The sequence below is a fragment of the Caldimonas manganoxidans ATCC BAA-369 genome, assembly GCF_000381125.1.
Lineage (GTDB): Bacteria > Pseudomonadota > Gammaproteobacteria > Burkholderiales > Burkholderiaceae_C > Caldimonas > Caldimonas manganoxidans.
The window spans coordinates 1-17414 of sequence record NZ_KB905955.1; the positions used below are offsets into that span (position 1 = coordinate 1).

The following is a 17414-nucleotide window of genomic DNA, read 5'->3' on the forward strand; positions in this document are numbered from 1 at the left end:
CTGCGCCCGCGCCGGTCCTTGCGCGCCAGCAGCGGCGCTACGCTCGCTTCGATCTGCTGCCACGGCATACGCGTGGCCAGCACCGCCAGCGGGTGGCGCAGGTCGATCATCTGGTCCAGTCGGGCGCGGAAAAAGTCCGGCGTGCTCATCGAAATCCGTCCCCAAACCCCCAGGAATTCCCATCGAGCCGATTCATATTCGGGAGTTCCAACCCCGCAACATCACCTCACCAACTCAGTGTCTATGCGGCTTGAGGTCGTTTTGCAGGGCCGACGAAGTCGCCGGCCGATGCCGCGTGCTGGGGGCTTCCGTCGCCCTGTCCGAGGCCGAGGTTCATTGGCGCGCCCTCCTCGGCGGCCTGAGCCGGCGGGGCCGCTCGGGCGTCGAACTGATCCTCTCCGACGACCCTGTCGGCCGCAAGGCCAGGCTTTGGGCGGTGGCTCGCGATGCCCTGGGCTACGTGGGGGCACAGATGGGCCATGAACCGTGACGCGCCAAAGGCACAGCCACGAGTCAACGGGCACGGCCACACGTCAGCGGCGTTGCCATGGCCCAATTCAGGCCACGCGTGGCATCTCGGAGTCGGCTGCAACCCAACCCGATGTGCTCTCGGAAAAGCGCCAAGTCATCGCGATGTGGCGCGGCTGGCGGGGATCGAACCCACGACCTTCGGCTTCGGAGGCCGACACTCTATCCACTGAGCTACAGCCGCGAGAACTCCGCATTCTAGCAGCCTTCGGTGCCAGGGCATGAGCAGACCCTGGGCTCGCATATAATCGATAGGTTTTGCGCTGCCGCGCCGCTGTGGCGGGCGCGATGACGTCCGGTTCAAAGCCGAGGATTTCTTACATGAGCGACAACGCACACGCCCACGACGAACACGCCGCCCATGAAGGGCCGGTCAAGACGCCCAAGCAGCTGGTTCTGGCGGTGGTCTTTTCCTTCCTGGTGCCCATCGTGGGCATCATTTTGTTGGTCAATTTCGTGGCCTCGGGGACCAAGTCGGGGGCGGGCAGCGATGGCTTCTCCGAAGAGGCGGTTGCCGCGCGCATCCGGCCGGTTGGCACCGTCGAGTTGCGCGATCCTTCGGCCCCGCGTGTGCTCAAAACCGGCCAGGAGGTCTACCAAGCCCAGTGCGTAGCCTGCCATGGCGCAGGCCTGGCTGGCGCGCCCAAGTTCGGCGATGCGGCTGCCTGGGCGCCGCGGGTGGCGCAAGGCTACGAGACGCTGCTGAACTCCGCCTTGAAAGGCAAGGGCGCCATGGGCGCGCAAGGGGGGGGCGAGTTCAGCGATCTGGAGATTGGCCGCGCCGTGGTGTACATGGTCAACAACTCGGGCGGCAACTTGCCCGAGCCGGCCGCACCGGCGGCCGCCGCAGCGGCTTCGCAATAAGCCGCGCGCCCGATGCGGCAGGGCAACGCAGGCCCTGCTGGAGCCGAGCCGGCCGCTGGCCGGCTTTTTCATGCCTGCGCGGCGGCGGCCTGGGGGCTGAGCACGTAGCCGTAGCGTTCGGGCAGCTCGGCCGATCGCACCTCCCGGGGCTGCCACCAGCCGTCTTCGATCGCCTGTGAGGCATCGTGCATGTCTTGGCTGTGCACCAGCCCCACGCCCAGCTCGGTGGCCAGGTACAGCCGGCCGGCCTCGTCGAGCAGGCAGTCGCGCACGTGGGTGGCCGCCAGGCCGGTGTGGCTGGTGATGGAGGGGGGGCGCTCGGGCCCGTGGCTGCGCACGCGCCACACCCAGGGCGTGCATTCCAGCTCCACGTAGACGCGCTGCGGGCCGTTTTGGAAATACCACTGGCCGCGTTCATCGGCCTCGTAGTTGCGGTGGATGAATTCGCGCAGCTTGTCGTGCGTGATCAGACTGCCTTTGACCCGCGGGAAGGGGCCGGCTGCCTGGGTGCGTTCGTCACGCATGTACCACTGGCCCCGGGCGTCCAGCGCCAGCCAGCCTCGGCAGGCGGGCACGTTGGGCCATTTCTTCAGTGCAGCTCTGACGATGTCATCCATGCGGCAATCATCACTCAAAGCCGTTGGTGCAGCCAGTCCGTCACCGCCTGCGGCAGGGTCATCACATGGCCGGGCAGCGGGCCGGCGGCAAAGCCGACATGGCCGCCATGCGGGGGCTGCCACAGTGTCACGAAGCGGCCCACCTCCTGCGGCCGGGGCAGGCTGGCTGCCGGCACGAAGGGGTCGTTGAGGGCATTGAGCACCAGCGCCGGGATGCGGATGCGATGCAAATGGGGTTTGGCCGAGGCGCGCGACCAGTAATCCTCGGTGTTGCGAAAGCCATGCAGCGGGGCGGTGAAGACATTGTCGAACTCGTAGAGGTCGCGCGCGGCCAGCAGCCGCTGGCGGTCGAACAGCCCGGGATACTGGGCCAGCTTGCGCAATGCCTTGGGCTTCATGGTGCGCAGGAACATGCGCGTGTAGACCAGCCGGTTGAAGCCGCGGCCGATGGCCGCGCCGCCGGCGGCCAGGTCCAGCGGCGAGCTGATGGCGCACACCGCGCGCACGGTCTGCGCGGCTGTCTCACCGGCTTCTTCGGCCCAGCGCAGCAAGGCATTGCCCCCCAGCGACACGCCCACGGCCAGCAGCGGGCCGCGGTGCGAGCCGCGCAGACGCTGCAGGATCCAGCCGACTTCCTCGTAGTCGCCCGAATGGTAGGCCCGTGGCGCGAGGTTGAGTTCGCCCGAGCAGCCTCGGAAGTGCGGCACCGCATAGTGCCAGCGACGCTGCCGCGCCCAGTGCGCGAATGCCTCGGCGTAATGGCTGCGTGAGGAGCCTTCCAGACCGTGAAAGAGCACGAGCAAGGGCGCCTCGGGGGCCGGGGGTTCGGCCGTCCAGGTCAGGCGGTCCACGTCGATGAAATCATGGTCCGGGGTGGTCCAGCGCTCTCGGGTGTACGCCGGCCGCGGCCCCAGGAAGCGGCGTGAGAACAGCGCCGGCCAGATGGTTTGAGCATGGCTGCCGAGCGGACCGGCAGCGGCCAGCCAGCGCGGGGCGCGGTAGGTCTCCATCGGCGGTCAGTGCAAGGTGGTGGGCGCTTCGCCCGCCTCGGTGGGCTCGTGCGGCGAGCCGGGGCTTGCATGGTGGCACACCATGCGCCAGCCCAGGGCGGTCTTCACGTAGACGTTGGTGGCCACCACCAGCACCGACCGCGGCCCGTCTTCGGTCATGACGCGCACTTGCTCGATCACGCTGTGCACCGCGCTGTCATGGGCGTGCATGCGCCGCACGCGTTCGGGTTGGGCCTGGATGCTGCCATGGGCGAACAGGGCTGCGAACTGGGCCCGGATCGCGCTGAGCCCCACCAGCCGCGGCCCACCCGGGTGGATGCACACGACGTCTTCATCGTCGGCCCATACGGCCATCAGCTTGTCGATGTCGCCTTGCTGCAGGGCCTCGTAGAACTGGGCCTCGGTATCGTCGGGAGAGGCCAGGGGCGCGAGCGGGCGGGGCATGGGTGTTGCGGGTTTACTTGAACACGACGGTCTTGTGGCCGTTGAGCAGCACGCGGTGCTCCACATGCCAGCGCACCGCGCGGGCCAGCACCACGCATTCGACGTCGCGGCCCACGGCGGTGAAGTCCTCCGGACTGAGCGTGTGGTCCACGCGCTCGACGTCTTGCTCGATGATGGGGCCTTCGTCGAGGTCGGCGGTGACGTAGTGGGCGGTGGCGCCGATGAGCTTCACCCCGCGGTCATGGGCCTGGTAATACGGCTTGGCCCCCTTGAAGCTGGGCAGGAAGCTGTGGTGAATGTTGATCGCCCGACCTTTGAGGAATTCGCAGAACTCGGGGCTGAGGATTTGCATGTAGCGCGCCAGCACCACCAGATCGATGCCGTGTTCGGTGATGAGTTGCTCGATCTGTCGCTCTTGCGCCCGCTTGGTGTCGTGCGAGGCCCCGGTGGGCAGCGGCAGGTGGTGGAAGGGGATGCCGTAGCTGGCGGCCAGTTCTGCGAAATCGGGATGATTGGAGACGATGGCCGGCACCTCGATGGGCAGCAGGCCCGAGCGGTGACGGAACAACAAGTCGTTGAGACAGTGGCCGTGCTTGCTCACCATGATGAGCACGCGCGACTTGCGCGACAGCGCATGGAAAGCCGCTTGCATGCCGAACTGCTGGCGCACGTGGGCAAACAGCTTGTCCAGCGTGGCCACGTCGGCCAAATGTTCGGGCGCTTCGAAGTGCACCCGCATGAAGAACAGGCCCGTGCCGTCGGGGCTTTGCACGTCGCCGAATTGCTGGGAGTCCAGGATGTTGCAGCCGGCCTGGTACAGCAGACCAGAGACCGCATAGACCACGCCCTTGGTGTCTTGACAGGACAGGGTGAGGATGAATTCGCGGGAAGTGTTCATGATGGCTTTCAGACCTTGCCGATTGTACGGAGGCTGTACGCTGGCCGTCGGCGACGGCACAATGCGCCGCCATGACCATGTCGTTGCCGGATTCGCCTTGGAGTGAGCGCAGCCAGGAGCTGGGCCGCCTGCTGGCGCAGACCGCCTTGGGTCAACGGGCCGCCTTCGCGCAGCTGTACCGGCTCACCGCGGCGCATCTGCTGGGCGTGATTCTGCGTATCACCGGGGAACGCAGCCAGGCCGAGGACGTGTTGCAGGAGGTCTACCTGGCGGTCTGGAAGGCCGCAGGCAGCTTCGATGCCGCCCGCAGCCAGCCGATGACTTGGCTGACCAGCATCGCCCGACATCGGGCCATCGACAGCCTGCGGCGAGCCCAGGCGCGACCGCGCTTCAGCGATGAGGGGGCGGTCGATGATGAGCAGGATCCCAGCGGCGTGTACGACGATCATCCCGACCCTCACCCCGGCCCGTCCGAGCTGCTGCAGCGCGCCGTCGAAGCGCGGCTGCTGCGGCACTGTCTGGCCGAGCTGTCGCCCGAGCAGCAGCACAGCTTGGCGCTGGCCTATTACCAGGGGCTGTCGCACAGTGAGGTGGCCCGGCAGTTGGGGCAGCCGCTGGGGTCGGTGAAGTCATGGATCCGACGGGCGTTGCTGTCGCTGAAGGGCTGCTTGGAACGGCTCGCGCCAGGAGGGCTGACATGAGGGCTCTGCGTGCGGAGGTGGTCGAGCGGCTGGCGGCCGAGTACGTGCTGGGCACCTTGCGCGGTGGTGCGCGTCGGCGATTCGAAACCCTGATGATGGCGCATCCGAGCCTGCGCGAGGCCGTGGCTGGCTGGCAGGACCGGTTGCAGCCGCTGTCCGAGGCGGTGCCGCCGGTGGCGCCGTCCGAGCGGGTGTGGCGCGCGATCGAGGCCCGGCTGGACGGCGCGGCACCCGCGGCCGATGCGCGCCGCAGCCCGTGGGCGCGGCTGAACTTCTGGCGTGGCTGGTCGGTGCTGGCCAGCGCCGCCGCAGTGGTGATGGCCGTGCTGCTGCTGCGGCCCACGCCGATGCCGCCACCGCTGGTGGTGGTCTTGGCCGCGCCGCAAGGCCCCAGCACCTTCGTGGCCGGGCTCAGCCCCGATGGCTCGAGCCTGGTCGTGCAGCCGGTGGCGGCCGTCCCCGTGGAGGCCGGGCGGGTGTTGGAACTGTGGGCCGTGCCCGGGCAAGGGGCGCCGCGTTCCTTGGGCGTGATCCGGGCCGACCGGCCCACGCGGCTGCAGCGCCGCCTGGAACTGCCCGGCACCGCGGCGCTGGCGGTCAGTCTGGAGCCGCCCGGCGGCTCGCCCACCGGCGCGCCCACCGGGCCCATTCTCTACACCGGCCGCGTGTCGTTGTGAGCGTTTTCGCGCATCCGGAAGGCGGTGCGCTGCGTATGGAAGGCAAGCCGGGGCGAGACCCGGTCCCGGCGTCCTGAACCCCTCTGACCGATTGGAGACTTCCATGCACAAGACCGTTTTGTCCAGCCTGGCTGGGTTGAGCCTGGCTGCCTGTGGATCGATGACCTCCGCGCCCATGGCCTCTGCGCCGGTGGACAACATGAGCCTGCCGCCCGAGATCCGTGTGCCCGCCGGTGTGCGCCAGACCCTGCACACCGTGGGCAGGGGCGAGATCACGTATGAATGCCGGGCCAAGGCCGGTGCGAGCGGCGTTTACGAATGGGTGTTCGTCAGCCCCATGGCCACGTTGTACGACCGCCAGGGCAAGGTGGTGGGCAAGTACTACGGGGGGCCGACTTGGGAGGCCCAGGATGGTTCGAAGGTCACGGGCAAGCAAGTCGCGGTGGCACCGGCCGGCGCCGGCCACATTCCTTTGCAGCTCGTCCAGGCCGAGCCGTCCATGGGCATGGGCTTGCTGCAGGGCACGGCCTACATCCAGCGCCTCAATACCCGCGGTGGTGTGGCGCCGGCGCCCGCCTGTACCGCGGACCAACAGGGACAGCGCCGCCAAGTGCCTTACCAGGCCGACTACGTGTTCTACGCTCGCTGAGTCAGGGCCGCAGCACGATGGCGCTGGAGTCGCAGCCGCGTCCTGCGGCGATCCAGCGCTTCAGCCACGGGGCGATCCAGGGCCATAGCGGCTGTGCAACCCGGGGCAGGTGGCGCCCAGGCTGCGTCAGGGCCCCACAGCGGTACCTTTGCTCGGCGGGCTCCCAGTGCAGGGCCCGGCAGCGGCCGCGGCGGCGCCGGCTGAGCACTTGCCCCAGGGGGCAGGGCTCGGCGGCGCAGCACACGCCGCAGCCATTGCACGGCTGTCCGGGGAGGGGTTTGCTGGGAGCTCGAGCTTGCAACAGGATGACGCGCGCCATGCTGGCATCATCGCGGTTGGAACGCCGGTGCGATCGATGGATCAACCCGACGCCACCGGCTCAAATCACAAGGAGAGCGACCGCATGACGCAGATCCCGACCCTGGAAGTTGCGCCCAAGTCCATCATCCACCTGGTCGGTGGTGAGAAAGGCGGCGTGGGCAAATCCCTCGTCTCGCGCCTGCTGGCTCAGTACTTCATCGACCACAACCTGCCGTTCGTCGGCTTCGACACCGACCGCTCGCATGGCACGTTCATGCGTTTTTATGCGGGCTATGCCTCGCCGATGGCGGTGGAGCGTTACGAGGCACTGGACGCCATGATCGAGTCGGCCATCGAGCAGCCCGGCCGGCGGGTGCTGGTGGATCTGGCCGCCCAGACCCATGCGCCGCTGGTGAAATGGATGGACGAATCCGGCGTGCTGGACTTGGCGGATGTCTCGGACCTGGCCATCCACTATTGGCATGTGATGGATGCCGGCAAGGATTCGGTGGACTTGCTGAAAAAACTGCTCGACCGCTTTGGCCGTCGGTTGCAGTATGTGCTGGTGCTCAACCAGCTGCGCGGTGACGACTTCAGTCAGCTGGAAAGCTCAGGCGAGCTGGAGCGCGCCCTGGCGCTGGGGGCGCGACAGATCACGCTTCGCAAACTGCACGAGTCGGTGGCGCAGAAGATCGATGCGGCCAACATGAGTTTTTGGTCCGCCCGCAACACCAGCGGCGGCGACGGCAGCAGCCTGGGCCTGATGGAGCGCCAGCGGCTGAAGCTGTGGATGAACCATGCGTATGCCGAGCTCGACACCTTGCGCATCTGAGCGTCTCCTCGGCATGGCACCAAGGCCCCATGCGCGTGCATGGGGGCGTCGCCGGCCGGCGATGGCCGCTTCAGGCTCAGTGGCCGTGGACTTTCTCGCCGGCCTTGAGCCGGTAGACCGTGCTGCAATAGGGGCACTTGCCCTCGCCGGTGGTGGCCACGTCGATGTACACCTTGGGATGGGCGCTCCACAGCGGCATTTGGGGGTGGGGGCAAAACACCACCCCATGGCCCTGGAGATCCCGGGCCGACAGTTCCACGACAGGGAGGGGTTGGTTGCTGCTCATCACTGCGACCTCAGACCCGTGTCAGCCATTGCGCGTACTTGGGATTGCGGCCATTGACGATGTCGAAGAAGGCCGTTTGGATCTTTTCGGTGATCGGGCCGCGCTCGCCGGCACCGATCTGGATGCGATCGAGCTCGCGGATCGGCGTGACCTCGGCGGCCGTGCCGGTGAAGAAGGCCTCGTCGGCGATGTAGACCTCGTCGCGCGTGATGCGCTTTTCGATGAGGTCGATGCCCAGGTCGCGGCAAATGGCGAAGATGGTGTTGCGCGTGATGCCATTGAGCGCCCCGGCTGATAGATCGGGCGTGTAGACCACGCCGTTCTTGACGATGAAAAGATTCTCGCCAGCGCCTTCGGAGACGAAGCCGGCCGCATCGAGCAACAGGGCCTCGTCATAGCCATCGTCGGTGGCTTCCATGTTGGCCAGGATGGAGTTGGTGTAGTTGCTCACCGTCTTGGCCTGCGTCATCGTGATGTTGACGTGATGACGCGTGTAGCTGCTGGTCTTGACGCGAATGCCGCGCTTCAAGCCTTCTTCGCCCAGGTAGGCGCCCCAGGCCCAGGCGGCGATCATCAGGTGGATGGTGTTGCCCTTGGGGCTGACGCCCAGTTTTTCCGAGCCGATCCAGGTCAGTGGGCGGATGTAGCAGCTGTCGAGCTGGTTGGCGCGCACGACTTCTTTCTGAGCCTCCATCACCTGTTCGACGGTGTAGGGGATCTTCATGCGCAGGATCTTGGCGCTGTTGAACAGGCGCTCGGTGTGCTCGCGCAACCGGAAGATGGCCGTGCCTTGGGCGGTGTGGTAGGCACGCACGCCCTCGAAGGCGCCGCAGCCGTAGTGCAGCGTGTGGGTCAGCACATGGATCTTGGCGTCGCGCCAGTCCACCAAGCGGCCATCCATCCAGATTTTGCCGTCGCGGTCTTCCATGCCCATGCAAGGCTCCTCGGAAATTCGGGGTAAAGCGGCGATTTTACGGGGGTGAGGGCGCATCCGCGCCGGCGGCGTCGGGGCGCCACAGCGTCCAGCGCACGAGCTTGCCGCCGCGCAGCTCCAGCGTGACGTGGGAGCCGCCGGGGTCGGTCCAGCGGTAGGCTTCCGGCTCGTCGCTGACCTTCTGGCCCAGGCTGCGCGTCATCATCACGATCTGGAGCATCGGCAGGCCCTTGCGTAGCTTGGCATTGAGCATCACGGCGCTGTCGATGTAGCCGATGGGGGCGCTGCCGGCCTGGCGCATCACGCGCACGGCCTTGTTGAACTGCAATAGCAGCCAGAAGGTGATGGCCGAAAAGGCGAACAGCAGGCCTTGCCAGCCATACTGTTGCCAAGCCAGCAGGGTGAACAGGGCCGCCAAGCCCCAGCCGATCCAAGGATTCATGGGCGTGATCTTAGGGGCTGCGCCCCGGCGGCGGCTGCGTAGTGTCCGCAATCTCGGCGGCTGAGGGCTGGCCGGCCAGCTCCCGCATGCGCTGGCGCAGGGCGCGTTCGCGACGTTGTTCCAAGCGCCAGTCTTGGCGCACCGCCAGCCACAGCGACACCGCCATGCCCACGATGACCACGGTGAAGGGCAGGGCGAAGACGATGGTGGCCGTCTGCACCGCTTGCACCCCGCCGGACATCAACAGCGTGATGGCGATGCCGGCCACCAGCACGCCCCAGATCAGCTTGACGCGGGCGCTTGGATTGGGCTGGCCCTGGGTGCTCATCATGCCCAGCACCAGCGTGGCCGAGTCGCCCGAAGTGACGAAGAAGATCAGCACCAGCACGGTGGCCGCCAGCGACATCACCATGCCCAACGGCAGCGCGTCGAACATGGCGAACAGGGCGGTGGAGACATCGGCTTTGACCGCCTCGGCCACCGGCACGCCCTGGAAGATCTCCAGGTGCAAGGCCGTGCCGCCGAAGACGGCGAACCAGACGAAGCCGGCCAGCGTGGGCGCCAGCACGGTGCCGATGACGAACTCGCGGATCGTGCGCCCCCGCGAGACCCGCGCGATGAACAGGCCCACGAAGGGGGACCAGCTGACCCACCAGGCCCAGTAAAACACCGTCCAGCTGCTCACCCAGTTGCTGTCGCGAAAGGGTGTGGTGCGCAGGCTCATGCGGACGAACTCGCTGAGATAGGCCCCCAGCGTGGTCGTGAAGGTGTCGATGAGCGCCACGGTGGGCCCCAGCAGGAAGACCATCAGCGCCAGCGCGCCGGCCAACACGAGGTTGGCGCTGGACAGCCATTTGATGCCGCGAGTCACGCCGCTGAGTGCCGAGGCAAGGAAGATCGCCGTCACCCCCAAGATGATGGCCACCTGCACGGCCTGCCCCACCGGCACACCGAAGACGGTGTGCAGTCCGCTGTTGATCTGCAGCGCGCCAATGCCCAGTGAGGCCGCCACGCCGAAGGCCGTGGCCACCACGGCCAGCACGTTGACCACGGGCGACAGCCGCCGCAGCGGCTGCCAAGGCAGGGCGTCGGTGGACGCACTCACCAGGGCGGGCGCCCCACGGCGAAACTGGAAGAAGGCGATGCTCAAGCCGACCACCGCATACACCGCCCAGGGGTGCAGGCCCCAATGGAAGAAGGCGTAGCGCATGGCTGCATGGGCGGCCTCGGGGGTGCGCGGCGCGATGCCCGGCGGCGGCGAGGTGTAGTGGGAGATCGGTTCGGCCACGCCCCAGAACACCAGGCCGATGCCCATGCCCGCGGCAAACAGCATCGCAAACCAGGCGCCGATGGAGAACTCGGGCTCGTCATCTTCGGCGCCGAGCTTGAGCTCGCCATAGCGGCTGAAGGCCAGCAGCAAGGCCAGCGTCACCAGTCCCAACACCACCCACAAATAAAACCAGCCGAAGTTGTGGGTGATGCGGCTCAGGGCGGTGTCGAAGAACGCGCCCAGCGAGGTCGGCGCCAGCAGGCCCCACAACACGACGGCCAGGATCAGTCCGGCCGAGACGATGAGTTGCATGGTGTGTCCTCCGCAGAACCGCAAAAAGGGCGCGATCCTAGGCGCTTCGTTACATTGAGACAAATGTATGGCCCGAAAGCCGCACCGCCGTGCTGCGAATTGTGTCCCCGGCCAGCAAGGACATCTTTAGCACAAATGTAGCTTGAAGGCTAAGTGAGCGTTCGCACCAGTTCGATGGCCTGCTCGACGCGCTCGACCGGGTGGATGGTCAGGCCCTCGATGGGCTTTTTCGGCGCATTGGCCTTGGGCACGATGGCCACCGAAAAGCCGAGTTTGGCCGCTTCCTTGAGCCGTTCCTGCCCGCGCGGCGCGGGGCGCACTTCGCCGGCTAAGCCGACCTCGCCGAAGGTGAGAAAGCCGCGCGGCAGCGCCTTGCCACGCAGCGAGCTGTGGATGGCCAGCATCACGGCCAGGTCGGCGGCTGGCTCGCTGATGCGCACCCCGCCCACGGCGTTGACGAAGACGTCTTGGTCGAAGCAGGCGATGCCGGCATGGCGGTGCATCACGGCCAGCAGCATGGCCAGACGGTTTTGCTCCAAGCCCACCGACAGCCGCCGCGGGCTGGGAATGGGGGAGCTGTCCACCAGGGCTTGCACTTCCACCAGCAAGGGGCGGGTGCCTTCGAGCGTGACCAACACACAGGAGCCGGGCACCGGTGCGCCATGGGTGGACAGGAAGATGGCGCTGGGGTTGGCCACGCCCTTGAGCCCGCGCTCGGTCATCGCAAAGACGCCGATCTCGTTGACCGCGCCGAAGCGGTTCTTGATGGCGCGCACCAGGCGGAAGCTGGAATGGGTGTCGCCTTCGAAATAGAGCACCGTGTCGACCATGTGCTCCAGCACGCGCGGGCCGGCCAGCGCCCCTTCCTTGGTGACATGGCCCACCAGCACGATGGCCGTGCCGCTGGCCTTGGCGCTGCGGGTGAGATGGGCGGCACATTCGCGCACCTGGGCCACCGAGCCGGGGGCCGAACTCAGCTGCTCGGAATACAGCGTCTGGATGGAGTCGATGACCGCGATGGCCGGGCGCTCGGCGGCCAGCGTGGCCAGAATCTTTTCGAGCTGGGTTTCGGCTTGCACGCGCACCTGCGAGGCATCGAGCCCCAGCCGCCGGGCGCGCAGCGCCACTTGGGCGCCGGATTCTTCCCCGGTGACGTACAGCGTGGGCAGCGAGCGCGACAAGGCATCCAGCGCTTGCAGCAGCAGGGTCGATTTGCCGATGCCCGGGTCGCCGCCGATGAGCACCACCCCCCCTTCGACGATGCCGCCGCCCAGCACGCGGTCGAGTTCTTCCAAGCCGGTGGGGGTGCGCCGCACCTCGTTGGCCTCGATCTGGGCCAAGGGGGTGACCGGGGCGCTTTGCGCCCAGGACTGGAAGCGGTTTCTGGAGGCCGAGGCGGTCTGCGCGAGGGTTTCCTCCAACGTGTTCCAGGCGCCGCAGTGGGGGCATTTGCCCAACCACTTCGGGCTCGTGCCGCCGCACTCGCAGCAGGTGTAGATCGTCTTGTCCTTGGCCATGGGGGGCGATTGTGGCCCCGTCTCAGCGCAGGAAGAACAGCGCGACCACTGCGCCGGCCAGCAGCGTGCTCACCCCCATCAGCACCCGGGTGCGCAGCCGCAGGGTGTCGACGGCGGCCACCAGGCGTTCGTTGTGCTGGGCCAGGGCCTGGATCAGCTCGCTGGAGGCCACGGCCTCGCGGCTGAGTTCGGCCACGCGCTGTTCGAGCTGGGCCAGCCGGGCTTCGGGGGAGATGGGAGTGGCGGCCGCATCTTGCATCGCCGAGGCGGCGGCGGAGTCGTCCTGGCGCACTTTGCTCCACAACTGCTTGGCCCCCCGCACGATGGTCGGTGTGGCTTCGATGACATCCTTCCAGGGGATGATCTTGAAGGCGGTGATCCAGGGAAAAGCCATGGCAAGCTCCGCTCAGGCGTTCTTGATGCCCAGGTAGCGCTGCTCGAGCTCCCGGCGCAGCTGCTTGCGCAGCAAGGCGGCCTGGTGGCGGCGCTGTTCGTCCGGCGTGGTCGGGGTCAAGGGCGGCACCGGCGTGGGCCGGCCTTGGTCATCGACGGCCACCATCGTGAAAAAGCAGCTGTTGGCGTGGCGCACGACCTGGGTGCGAATGTTCTCTGCCACCACCTTGATGCCGACTTCCATCGAGGAGTTCCCGGTGTAGTTCACCGACGCGAGGAAGGTGACCAGCTCGCCCACATGGATGGGCTGGCGGAAGATCACCTGGTCGACCGAGAGGGTGACCACGTAGCGTCCGGCGTAGCGGCTGGCGCAGGCATAGGCCACTTGGTCGAGCAGTTTGAGGATGGTGCCGCCGTGGACATTGCCGGAAAAATTGGCCATGTCCGGCGTCATCAGCACGGTCATCGTGAGTTGGTGGCTGGGCAGGTCCATGCAGTCAGTGCGATCGCGAGGGGAAGGGGCGACGAATCACCATCACCGCCAGGGTGACGATGGTCAGGGGGATCACGAAACTCATCATGACGGTGGAATAGGCCCCCAAGGCCTCATGGTGTTGGGCCGCCAGAACGAGGTAGGCCGTGTAGGCGCCATAGTAGGCCAGCAGCACACCGCCTTCCCAGCGCGCGATCTGGCGGCCGGTCATGAAAATCGGCAGGCAGGCCAACAAGGTGGCCATCATCACCCACAGGTCGAAGTTGCGCACGGCCTCGGGAATGGGCAGGCCGCCGTCGGCCACGACGCCGGCCAGGCCCAGGCAGCCCAGGATGTTGAAGAGGTTGCTGCCGACCACATTGCCCACGGCGATGTCGCGCTGGCCACGCAAGGAGGCGGTGACCGAGGCGGCCACCTCCGGCAACGAGGTGCCGGCGGCCACGATGGTCAGGCCGATGACCACATCGCTGACGCCCAAGGCGCTGGCAAAGGCGGTGGCCGCCTGCACGAGCCAGCGCGAGCCCAGCACCAACGCGGCCAGTCCGACCAGCACCAGCAGGATCTGCACGCTCCAATGCCGATCCCACTGGCTGGCCGGTGCGTCGGCCGCGAACTCGCTTTGTTCTTGCGCCGGCGCGCGGCGTGCCTGCACGATCAGAAAGATGGTGTAGCCCAGCATCAGCGCCAGCAGCAGCGCCGCCTCGGGCCTCGAAATGACGCCGTCCAGGGCCATGGCCACCAACACGAGCCCGGCGGCCAACATGAGGGGCACTTCTTGCCGAATGACTTGCACGTGCACGACCAGTGGCGCGATCAAGGCCGACAGGCCCAAGATGAACAGCACATTGAACACGTTGCTGCCCACGACATTGCCCACGGCCATCTCGGTGGCGCCTTGCGCGGCCGCGCCGACGGAGACGGCCATCTCGGGTGCGCTGGTGCCGAAGGCCACCACGGTCAGTCCGACCACCAGCGGGGAAATGCCCCAGGACAGCGACAAGCGCGAGGCCCCGCGCACCAAGGCTTCGGCGCCCGCGACCAAGGCCATCAGGCCGGCGATGAAGGTGACGATGGACATGCTCCTGCCTCCATGAGTTGCCGCCATGGTGCCATGACCGGCGGCCCCCCGGAGGCATCCTTGCAGGCAAGGCCGTTCGATATAATGGACGCCACGCGCCGGCTCAGGGGGGCGAGTATTCACTCAGGGAGGGCGACATGGCATCGGTGCAGACGATCGGCCGCGCGCTGCAGCGCTTTCGCCACCAGCGCGGGCTCAGCCTGGCGGGCTTGTCCGAGCGCAGTGGTGTGGCCAAATCGACGCTGTCGCAGCTCGAAAACGGCGAAGGCAACCCCACGATCGAAACCCTGTGGGCGGTGGCCAATGCCTTGGGCGTGCCTTTCGGTGTGCTGATCGACGACGGCGGCGGCGAGCAGCCCGCCTGGGGCGGCCCTGGCGTGCATGTTCGATTGATCGAACGATCGCGCGACGATCCCGAGATCGAGGTCTACACGATCGAACTGTTGCCGGGTTGCCGCAAGGAGTCGGCTCCGCATTTGCACGGCGTGAAAGAACGGGTGACGGTGCTGGCCGGGACGATGTTGGCCGGGCCGGCGGATCGCCCGCGCTTGCTGCGTTCGGGCGAAACCCATGTGTTCGAAGCCGATGTCTCCCATGTGTATGCGGCCCATGAGCATGGTGCGCGGGCCTTGGTCTTGATCGAGTATCCGCCCAAGGCCTATGGCGGCTGTGCCTCCACACTGTACGTGCCCCAGCCCGCCGATGCGGCGGCGTGGGAGGGCTTGCTCGGGGTGTTGGAGCGGGCCTTGTTGGAGGTGTCCAATGGCTTGGGCGTGCGCTTGTTGCGCTTGCGCGGCGAGCCCGAGCCCGGACGGGACGGGCGGCAGCTGTGGGCGCAGGCCCTGGCCGAGCTGCAAGCCGGTCCGTGGCCTTGGCCGGTGCATGCCTTCGTCGAGGAGGATGCGCAAGGGCCGTTCATCGGCCTGGTGCCGATGCTGGCCTGTTCGGCCTTTTTCGGCGAATGGGCGCCGCAGGCCTGGTCGGCCCAGCCCTTGCCCCAGCGATGCCTGCGTTTGGCCCGGTGGGCGCAATCGCCCACGACCCCTTTGGGCGAGGACGATGTGCGTTCGTTGGTGGCGGACCTGGAGTCGCCCTCGTGGGTGCTCAATGGGTTGGCGCTGGAGGTGTCGCTGCAGCGTGGCCAACGGCGCTTGCCGCGCGTCTTGCGGGCCGGCTTGCCCGAGGGGGCGTCCTGCCCCGAGCGAAGCGGGCCGCTGGGCAGCCGCATCGATGTCGAGCAGTACGATGCCTTCGAGTTGCTGCACCCGGCCTATGCGCGTCAGGTGGTGGCCGCCGCGCAGGACATCGCCAGCGCGGCATCGGCGCCACCGTCGGGCTTGGTCATCGACGTGGGCAGCGGCCCTGGGCTGCCCTTGTTGATGTTGCGCGAGCTGCACCCGTCATTGGAGTTCTTGGCCGTGGAGCCCGATGAGGCGGCCTATGCCTGCTTGCAGCGCCGCACCGGCCAGACGCCGGGCATCGAGACCCATCGGGGCGATTTCCTGGCCTTGGAGTGGCCGGCAGCGCGCACGTCCTTGATCACGTCCTTCGGGGCCTCGCATCACTTGAACACCGCCTTCATGTTGCACAAGGCCGCGGCGTTGTTGCAGCCCGGAGGCTTGTTGGTGGTGGCCGATGAGTTCCTGCCCGAATTCACCAGCGTCGAAGAACGCCATGCGGCCTTGGTGCGGCATCACGGGGCGTATTTGCTGGCCAGCATGGCCTGGGTGGGCGAGCCGTGGCCCCAGGCCCATGGGGAGGACGCGCGGCTGTACCGGGACTTCCGTCGCACGGTGTTGATGGCCTCGATGGCCGCCGCCGAAGGGCGGGGCGCCCAGGCCGTGGGCATGTGCCGTCAGCTCTACGCCCGCCTGTGCGACTCCGAGGTGCGCCGCTGGCCGCAAGACGAGTTGGGCGCCTTCGTGCGGTTTTATTGGCTGGAGCTGCAAGCCATGGTGGCCGGCTTCGACTATGAAGTCGAACGCAAAACCTTTGCGCGGCGCTTTGCCGGTTTGGCGGCTTTGGCCGGTTTGGAATTGGTGCGTCACCGCCGGGTGTTCGCGACCGTGGGGCAAGACGATTGGGGCGGTGGCACGCATGTGTTCGCGTTCCGCAAGCCATAGACCGCATGAGATCGGGGGTGTTCAGCGGCTTGGCCGACAGCGTGCCGATCGCGGCCGGCTATGTGCCGGTGGCTTTTTCTTTCGGCTTGGCTGCGGTGCAGATGGGGCTGGGCGCCGCTTGGGCGGTGGCCATCTCGGCCTTGGTGTTTGCCGGGGCCAGCCAGTTCGTGCTGCTGTCGTTGTGGGCCGCGGGGGGCGCGCCACTGGCGGTGGTGCCCACGGTGTGGCTGCTCAATGCGCGCCACTTGCTCTACGGCCAGGTGGTGGCCGAGCAGCTGGCGCAGGCGCGGTCGGCCCGGGTGTCGTCCACGCTGGCGTTTGGCTTGACGGACGAAGTCTTCGCCTGCGCAGCCACGCGTCTGCCCGGTCTGCCCCCCGAGCGACGGGCCGGCTGGCTGGCCGGTCTTCAGGCCGGGGCCTATGGTGCCTGGATCGCCGGGACCGCGCTGGGGGCCGCCGCAGGGGCTCAGTGGGTCGATCGGTTCCCGCTGCTGCGCGAGGCCTTGCAATTCATGTTGCCGGCGCTGTTCCTGTCCTTGCTGTTGCAGATGGGCGTGCGCGGCCGGGCCATGGGGCTGGCGGCGGCCGCGGGCATCACGCTGCTGGGGCTGGCGCTGGCGTCGGCGTCCGTGGCCCTTCCGGCTGGCATGCTGGCCGGTGCGGCTTTCCAGTCGTTGCGAGCGGGCAGCGAGCATGACTGAGGCGGGCTGGACGTTGCTGCTGACGGTGCTGGCCTGCGGGCTGGGCACCTTCGTCCTGCGCGCCTTGCCGTTTTGGTGGCGCTTGCGGCGCCGCGGCGCGTCGGGCTCGCAGTCGATCCGCCGCTGGTCTTCGGCCATGGGCCCGGCGGCCCTGGCGGCTTTGCTGGTGGCCTCGCTCCATCCGCTGGTGTGGCCGGCGGCCGGCCCGGCTCGAATCCTGCCGGTGGCCGCCGCTGTGGCCGCGGTGGTGGTTTGGCAGCGTCTGTGCGGGGGACTGGTCGGTCCCACGCTGTGGGGGACGGCGGTGTATGCCTGGATGGTGTGGGTGGACGGCGGGCCTTGAGT

Annotated in this window: 22 protein-coding genes, 1 tRNA gene and 1 pseudogene; 9 read left to right on the top strand and 15 right to left on the bottom strand. The window is 67.6% G+C overall.

Going from position 1 to position 17414, the window contains the following annotated elements; genetic code table 11:
• Positions 1 to 149, bottom strand: a pseudogene (locus F615_RS19955) (IS5/IS1182 family transposase); the annotation flags it as partial.
• Positions 150 to 295: 146 nt separating this feature from the next.
• Here F615_RS19955 and F615_RS20320 point away from each other — a divergent pair.
• On the top strand, positions 296 to 490 hold the full coding sequence (locus tag F615_RS20320) for a transposase (RefSeq protein ID WP_019561625.1): 195 nt from the start codon (positions 296 to 298) through the stop codon (positions 488 to 490).
• 146 nt (positions 491 to 636) lie between these two features.
• Here F615_RS20320 and F615_RS0113015 read toward each other — a convergent pair.
• Positions 637 to 712, bottom strand: a tRNA-Arg gene (locus tag F615_RS0113015).
• Positions 713 to 849: 137 nt separating this feature from the next.
• Here F615_RS0113015 and F615_RS0113020 point away from each other — a divergent pair.
• Complete coding sequence (locus tag F615_RS0113020; RefSeq protein ID WP_019561626.1) at positions 850 to 1392, top strand: c-type cytochrome; 543 nt, start codon at positions 850 to 852, stop codon at positions 1390 to 1392.
• A gap of 68 nt (positions 1393 to 1460) precedes the next feature.
• On the opposite strand, the gene F615_RS0113025 is transcribed toward F615_RS0113020, so the two are convergent.
• Genes F615_RS0113025 through purU form a run of 4 tightly spaced genes read right to left on the bottom strand, consistent with a single transcriptional unit; the run spans position 1461 to position 4361 of the window.
• A complete protein-coding gene (locus F615_RS0113025) occupies positions 1461 to 2009 on the bottom strand; it encodes a DUF2946 family protein (protein WP_019561627.1) in 549 nt (182 codons plus the stop codon).
• A 14-nt stretch (positions 2010 to 2023) separates the two neighbouring features.
• Entirely contained in the window at positions 2024 to 3019 is a 996-nt protein-coding gene (locus tag F615_RS0113030; protein ID WP_019561628.1) for a YheT family hydrolase, read from the bottom strand.
• 6 nt (positions 3020 to 3025) lie between these two features.
• Positions 3026 to 3463 carry a YybH family protein gene (locus tag F615_RS19965; RefSeq protein ID WP_019561629.1) on the bottom strand — a complete coding sequence of 146 codons (438 nt, stop codon included), beginning with the start codon at positions 3461 to 3463 and terminating at the stop codon, positions 3026 to 3028.
• Between the two features lie 13 nt (positions 3464 to 3476).
• Positions 3477 to 4361 carry a formyltetrahydrofolate deformylase gene (gene purU / locus F615_RS0113040; protein WP_019561630.1) on the bottom strand — a complete coding sequence of 295 codons (885 nt, stop codon included), beginning with the start codon at positions 4359 to 4361 and terminating at the stop codon, positions 3477 to 3479.
• 71 nt (positions 4362 to 4432) lie between these two features.
• Here purU and F615_RS0113045 point away from each other — a divergent pair, with 71 nt between their 5' ends.
• From F615_RS0113045 to F615_RS0113055, 3 genes are all read left to right on the top strand, one after another.
• The gene (locus tag F615_RS0113045) at positions 4433 to 5062 is read left to right on the top strand and encodes a sigma-70 family RNA polymerase sigma factor (protein ID WP_019561631.1); all 630 of its coding nucleotides are present in this window, start codon (positions 4433 to 4435) and stop codon (positions 5060 to 5062) included.
• Entirely contained in the window at positions 5059 to 5739 is a 681-nt protein-coding gene (locus F615_RS0113050; RefSeq protein WP_019561632.1) for an anti-sigma factor, read from the top strand. The genes F615_RS0113045 and F615_RS0113050 overlap by 4 nt, the downstream gene beginning before the upstream one ends.
• Positions 5740 to 5842: 103 nt before the next feature.
• Positions 5843 to 6388, top strand: coding sequence for a DUF3455 domain-containing protein (locus tag F615_RS0113055; RefSeq protein WP_019561633.1), 546 nt, complete (start codon positions 5843 to 5845; stop codon positions 6386 to 6388).
• 1 nt (position 6389) lies between these two features.
• On the opposite strand, the gene F615_RS19710 is transcribed toward F615_RS0113055, so the two are convergent.
• Positions 6390 to 6707: a hypothetical protein gene (locus F615_RS19710; RefSeq protein WP_026330309.1), complete on the bottom strand. Its 318-nt coding sequence runs from the start codon at positions 6705 to 6707 to the stop codon at positions 6390 to 6392.
• An 84-nt stretch (positions 6708 to 6791) separates the two neighbouring features.
• On the opposite strand from F615_RS19710, the gene F615_RS0113065 reads away from it, so the two are divergent.
• On the top strand, positions 6792 to 7520 hold the full coding sequence (locus tag F615_RS0113065; protein WP_019561634.1) for a P-loop NTPase family protein: 729 nt from the start codon (positions 6792 to 6794) through the stop codon (positions 7518 to 7520).
• A gap of 76 nt (positions 7521 to 7596) precedes the next feature.
• Here F615_RS0113065 and F615_RS0113070 read toward each other — a convergent pair whose 3' ends face one another.
• The 8 genes from F615_RS0113070 to F615_RS0113105 all read right to left on the bottom strand — a co-directional run bounded on the left by F615_RS0113070 (position 7597) and on the right by F615_RS0113105 (position 14245).
• Entirely contained in the window at positions 7597 to 7806 is a 210-nt protein-coding gene (locus tag F615_RS0113070) for a zinc-finger domain-containing protein (RefSeq protein ID WP_019561635.1), read from the bottom strand.
• A gap of 10 nt (positions 7807 to 7816) precedes the next feature.
• The gene (locus F615_RS0113075) at positions 7817 to 8740 is read right to left on the bottom strand and encodes a branched-chain amino acid transaminase (protein ID WP_019561636.1); all 924 of its coding nucleotides are present in this window, start codon (positions 8738 to 8740) and stop codon (positions 7817 to 7819) included.
• A gap of 37 nt (positions 8741 to 8777) precedes the next feature.
• Complete coding sequence (locus tag F615_RS0113080; RefSeq protein WP_019561637.1) at positions 8778 to 9182, bottom strand: hypothetical protein; 405 nt, start codon at positions 9180 to 9182, stop codon at positions 8778 to 8780.
• Between the two features lie 10 nt (positions 9183 to 9192).
• Complete coding sequence (locus tag F615_RS0113085; RefSeq protein WP_019561638.1) at positions 9193 to 10764, bottom strand: BCCT family transporter; 1572 nt, start codon at positions 10762 to 10764, stop codon at positions 9193 to 9195.
• Positions 10765 to 10913: 149 nt separating this feature from the next.
• Positions 10914 to 12281 carry a DNA repair protein RadA gene (gene radA / locus F615_RS0113090; RefSeq protein ID WP_019561639.1) on the bottom strand — a complete coding sequence of 456 codons (1368 nt, stop codon included), beginning with the start codon at positions 12279 to 12281 and terminating at the stop codon, positions 10914 to 10916.
• 22 nt (positions 12282 to 12303) lie between these two features.
• Positions 12304 to 12675: a hypothetical protein gene (locus tag F615_RS0113095; protein WP_019561640.1), complete on the bottom strand. Its 372-nt coding sequence runs from the start codon at positions 12673 to 12675 to the stop codon at positions 12304 to 12306.
• A gap of 12 nt (positions 12676 to 12687) precedes the next feature.
• Positions 12688 to 13167 carry an acyl-CoA thioesterase gene (locus F615_RS0113100; protein WP_019561641.1) on the bottom strand — a complete coding sequence of 160 codons (480 nt, stop codon included), beginning with the start codon at positions 13165 to 13167 and terminating at the stop codon, positions 12688 to 12690.
• Positions 13168 to 13171: 4 nt separating this feature from the next.
• Positions 13172 to 14245, bottom strand: coding sequence for a calcium/sodium antiporter (locus F615_RS0113105; protein WP_019561642.1), 1074 nt, complete (start codon positions 14243 to 14245; stop codon positions 13172 to 13174).
• A gap of 137 nt (positions 14246 to 14382) precedes the next feature.
• Here F615_RS0113105 and F615_RS19490 point away from each other — a divergent pair, with 137 nt between their 5' ends.
• The 3 genes from F615_RS19490 to F615_RS18580 are packed head-to-tail and all read left to right on the top strand — an operon-like array spanning position 14383 to position 17412.
• Positions 14383 to 16368, top strand: coding sequence for a helix-turn-helix domain-containing protein (locus tag F615_RS19490; RefSeq protein WP_019561643.1), 1986 nt, complete (start codon positions 14383 to 14385; stop codon positions 16366 to 16368).
• Between the two features lie 5 nt (positions 16369 to 16373).
• A complete protein-coding gene (locus tag F615_RS20700) occupies positions 16374 to 17069 on the top strand; it encodes an AzlC family ABC transporter permease (RefSeq protein ID WP_033371481.1) in 696 nt (231 codons plus the stop codon).
• Positions 17062 to 17412, top strand: a complete 351-nt coding sequence (locus tag F615_RS18580) for an AzlD domain-containing protein (RefSeq protein WP_019561645.1) — start codon at positions 17062 to 17064, stop codon at positions 17410 to 17412. Before F615_RS20700 ends, F615_RS18580 begins: the two co-directional genes overlap by 8 nt.
• Positions 17413 to 17414 lie beyond the last annotated feature (2 nt).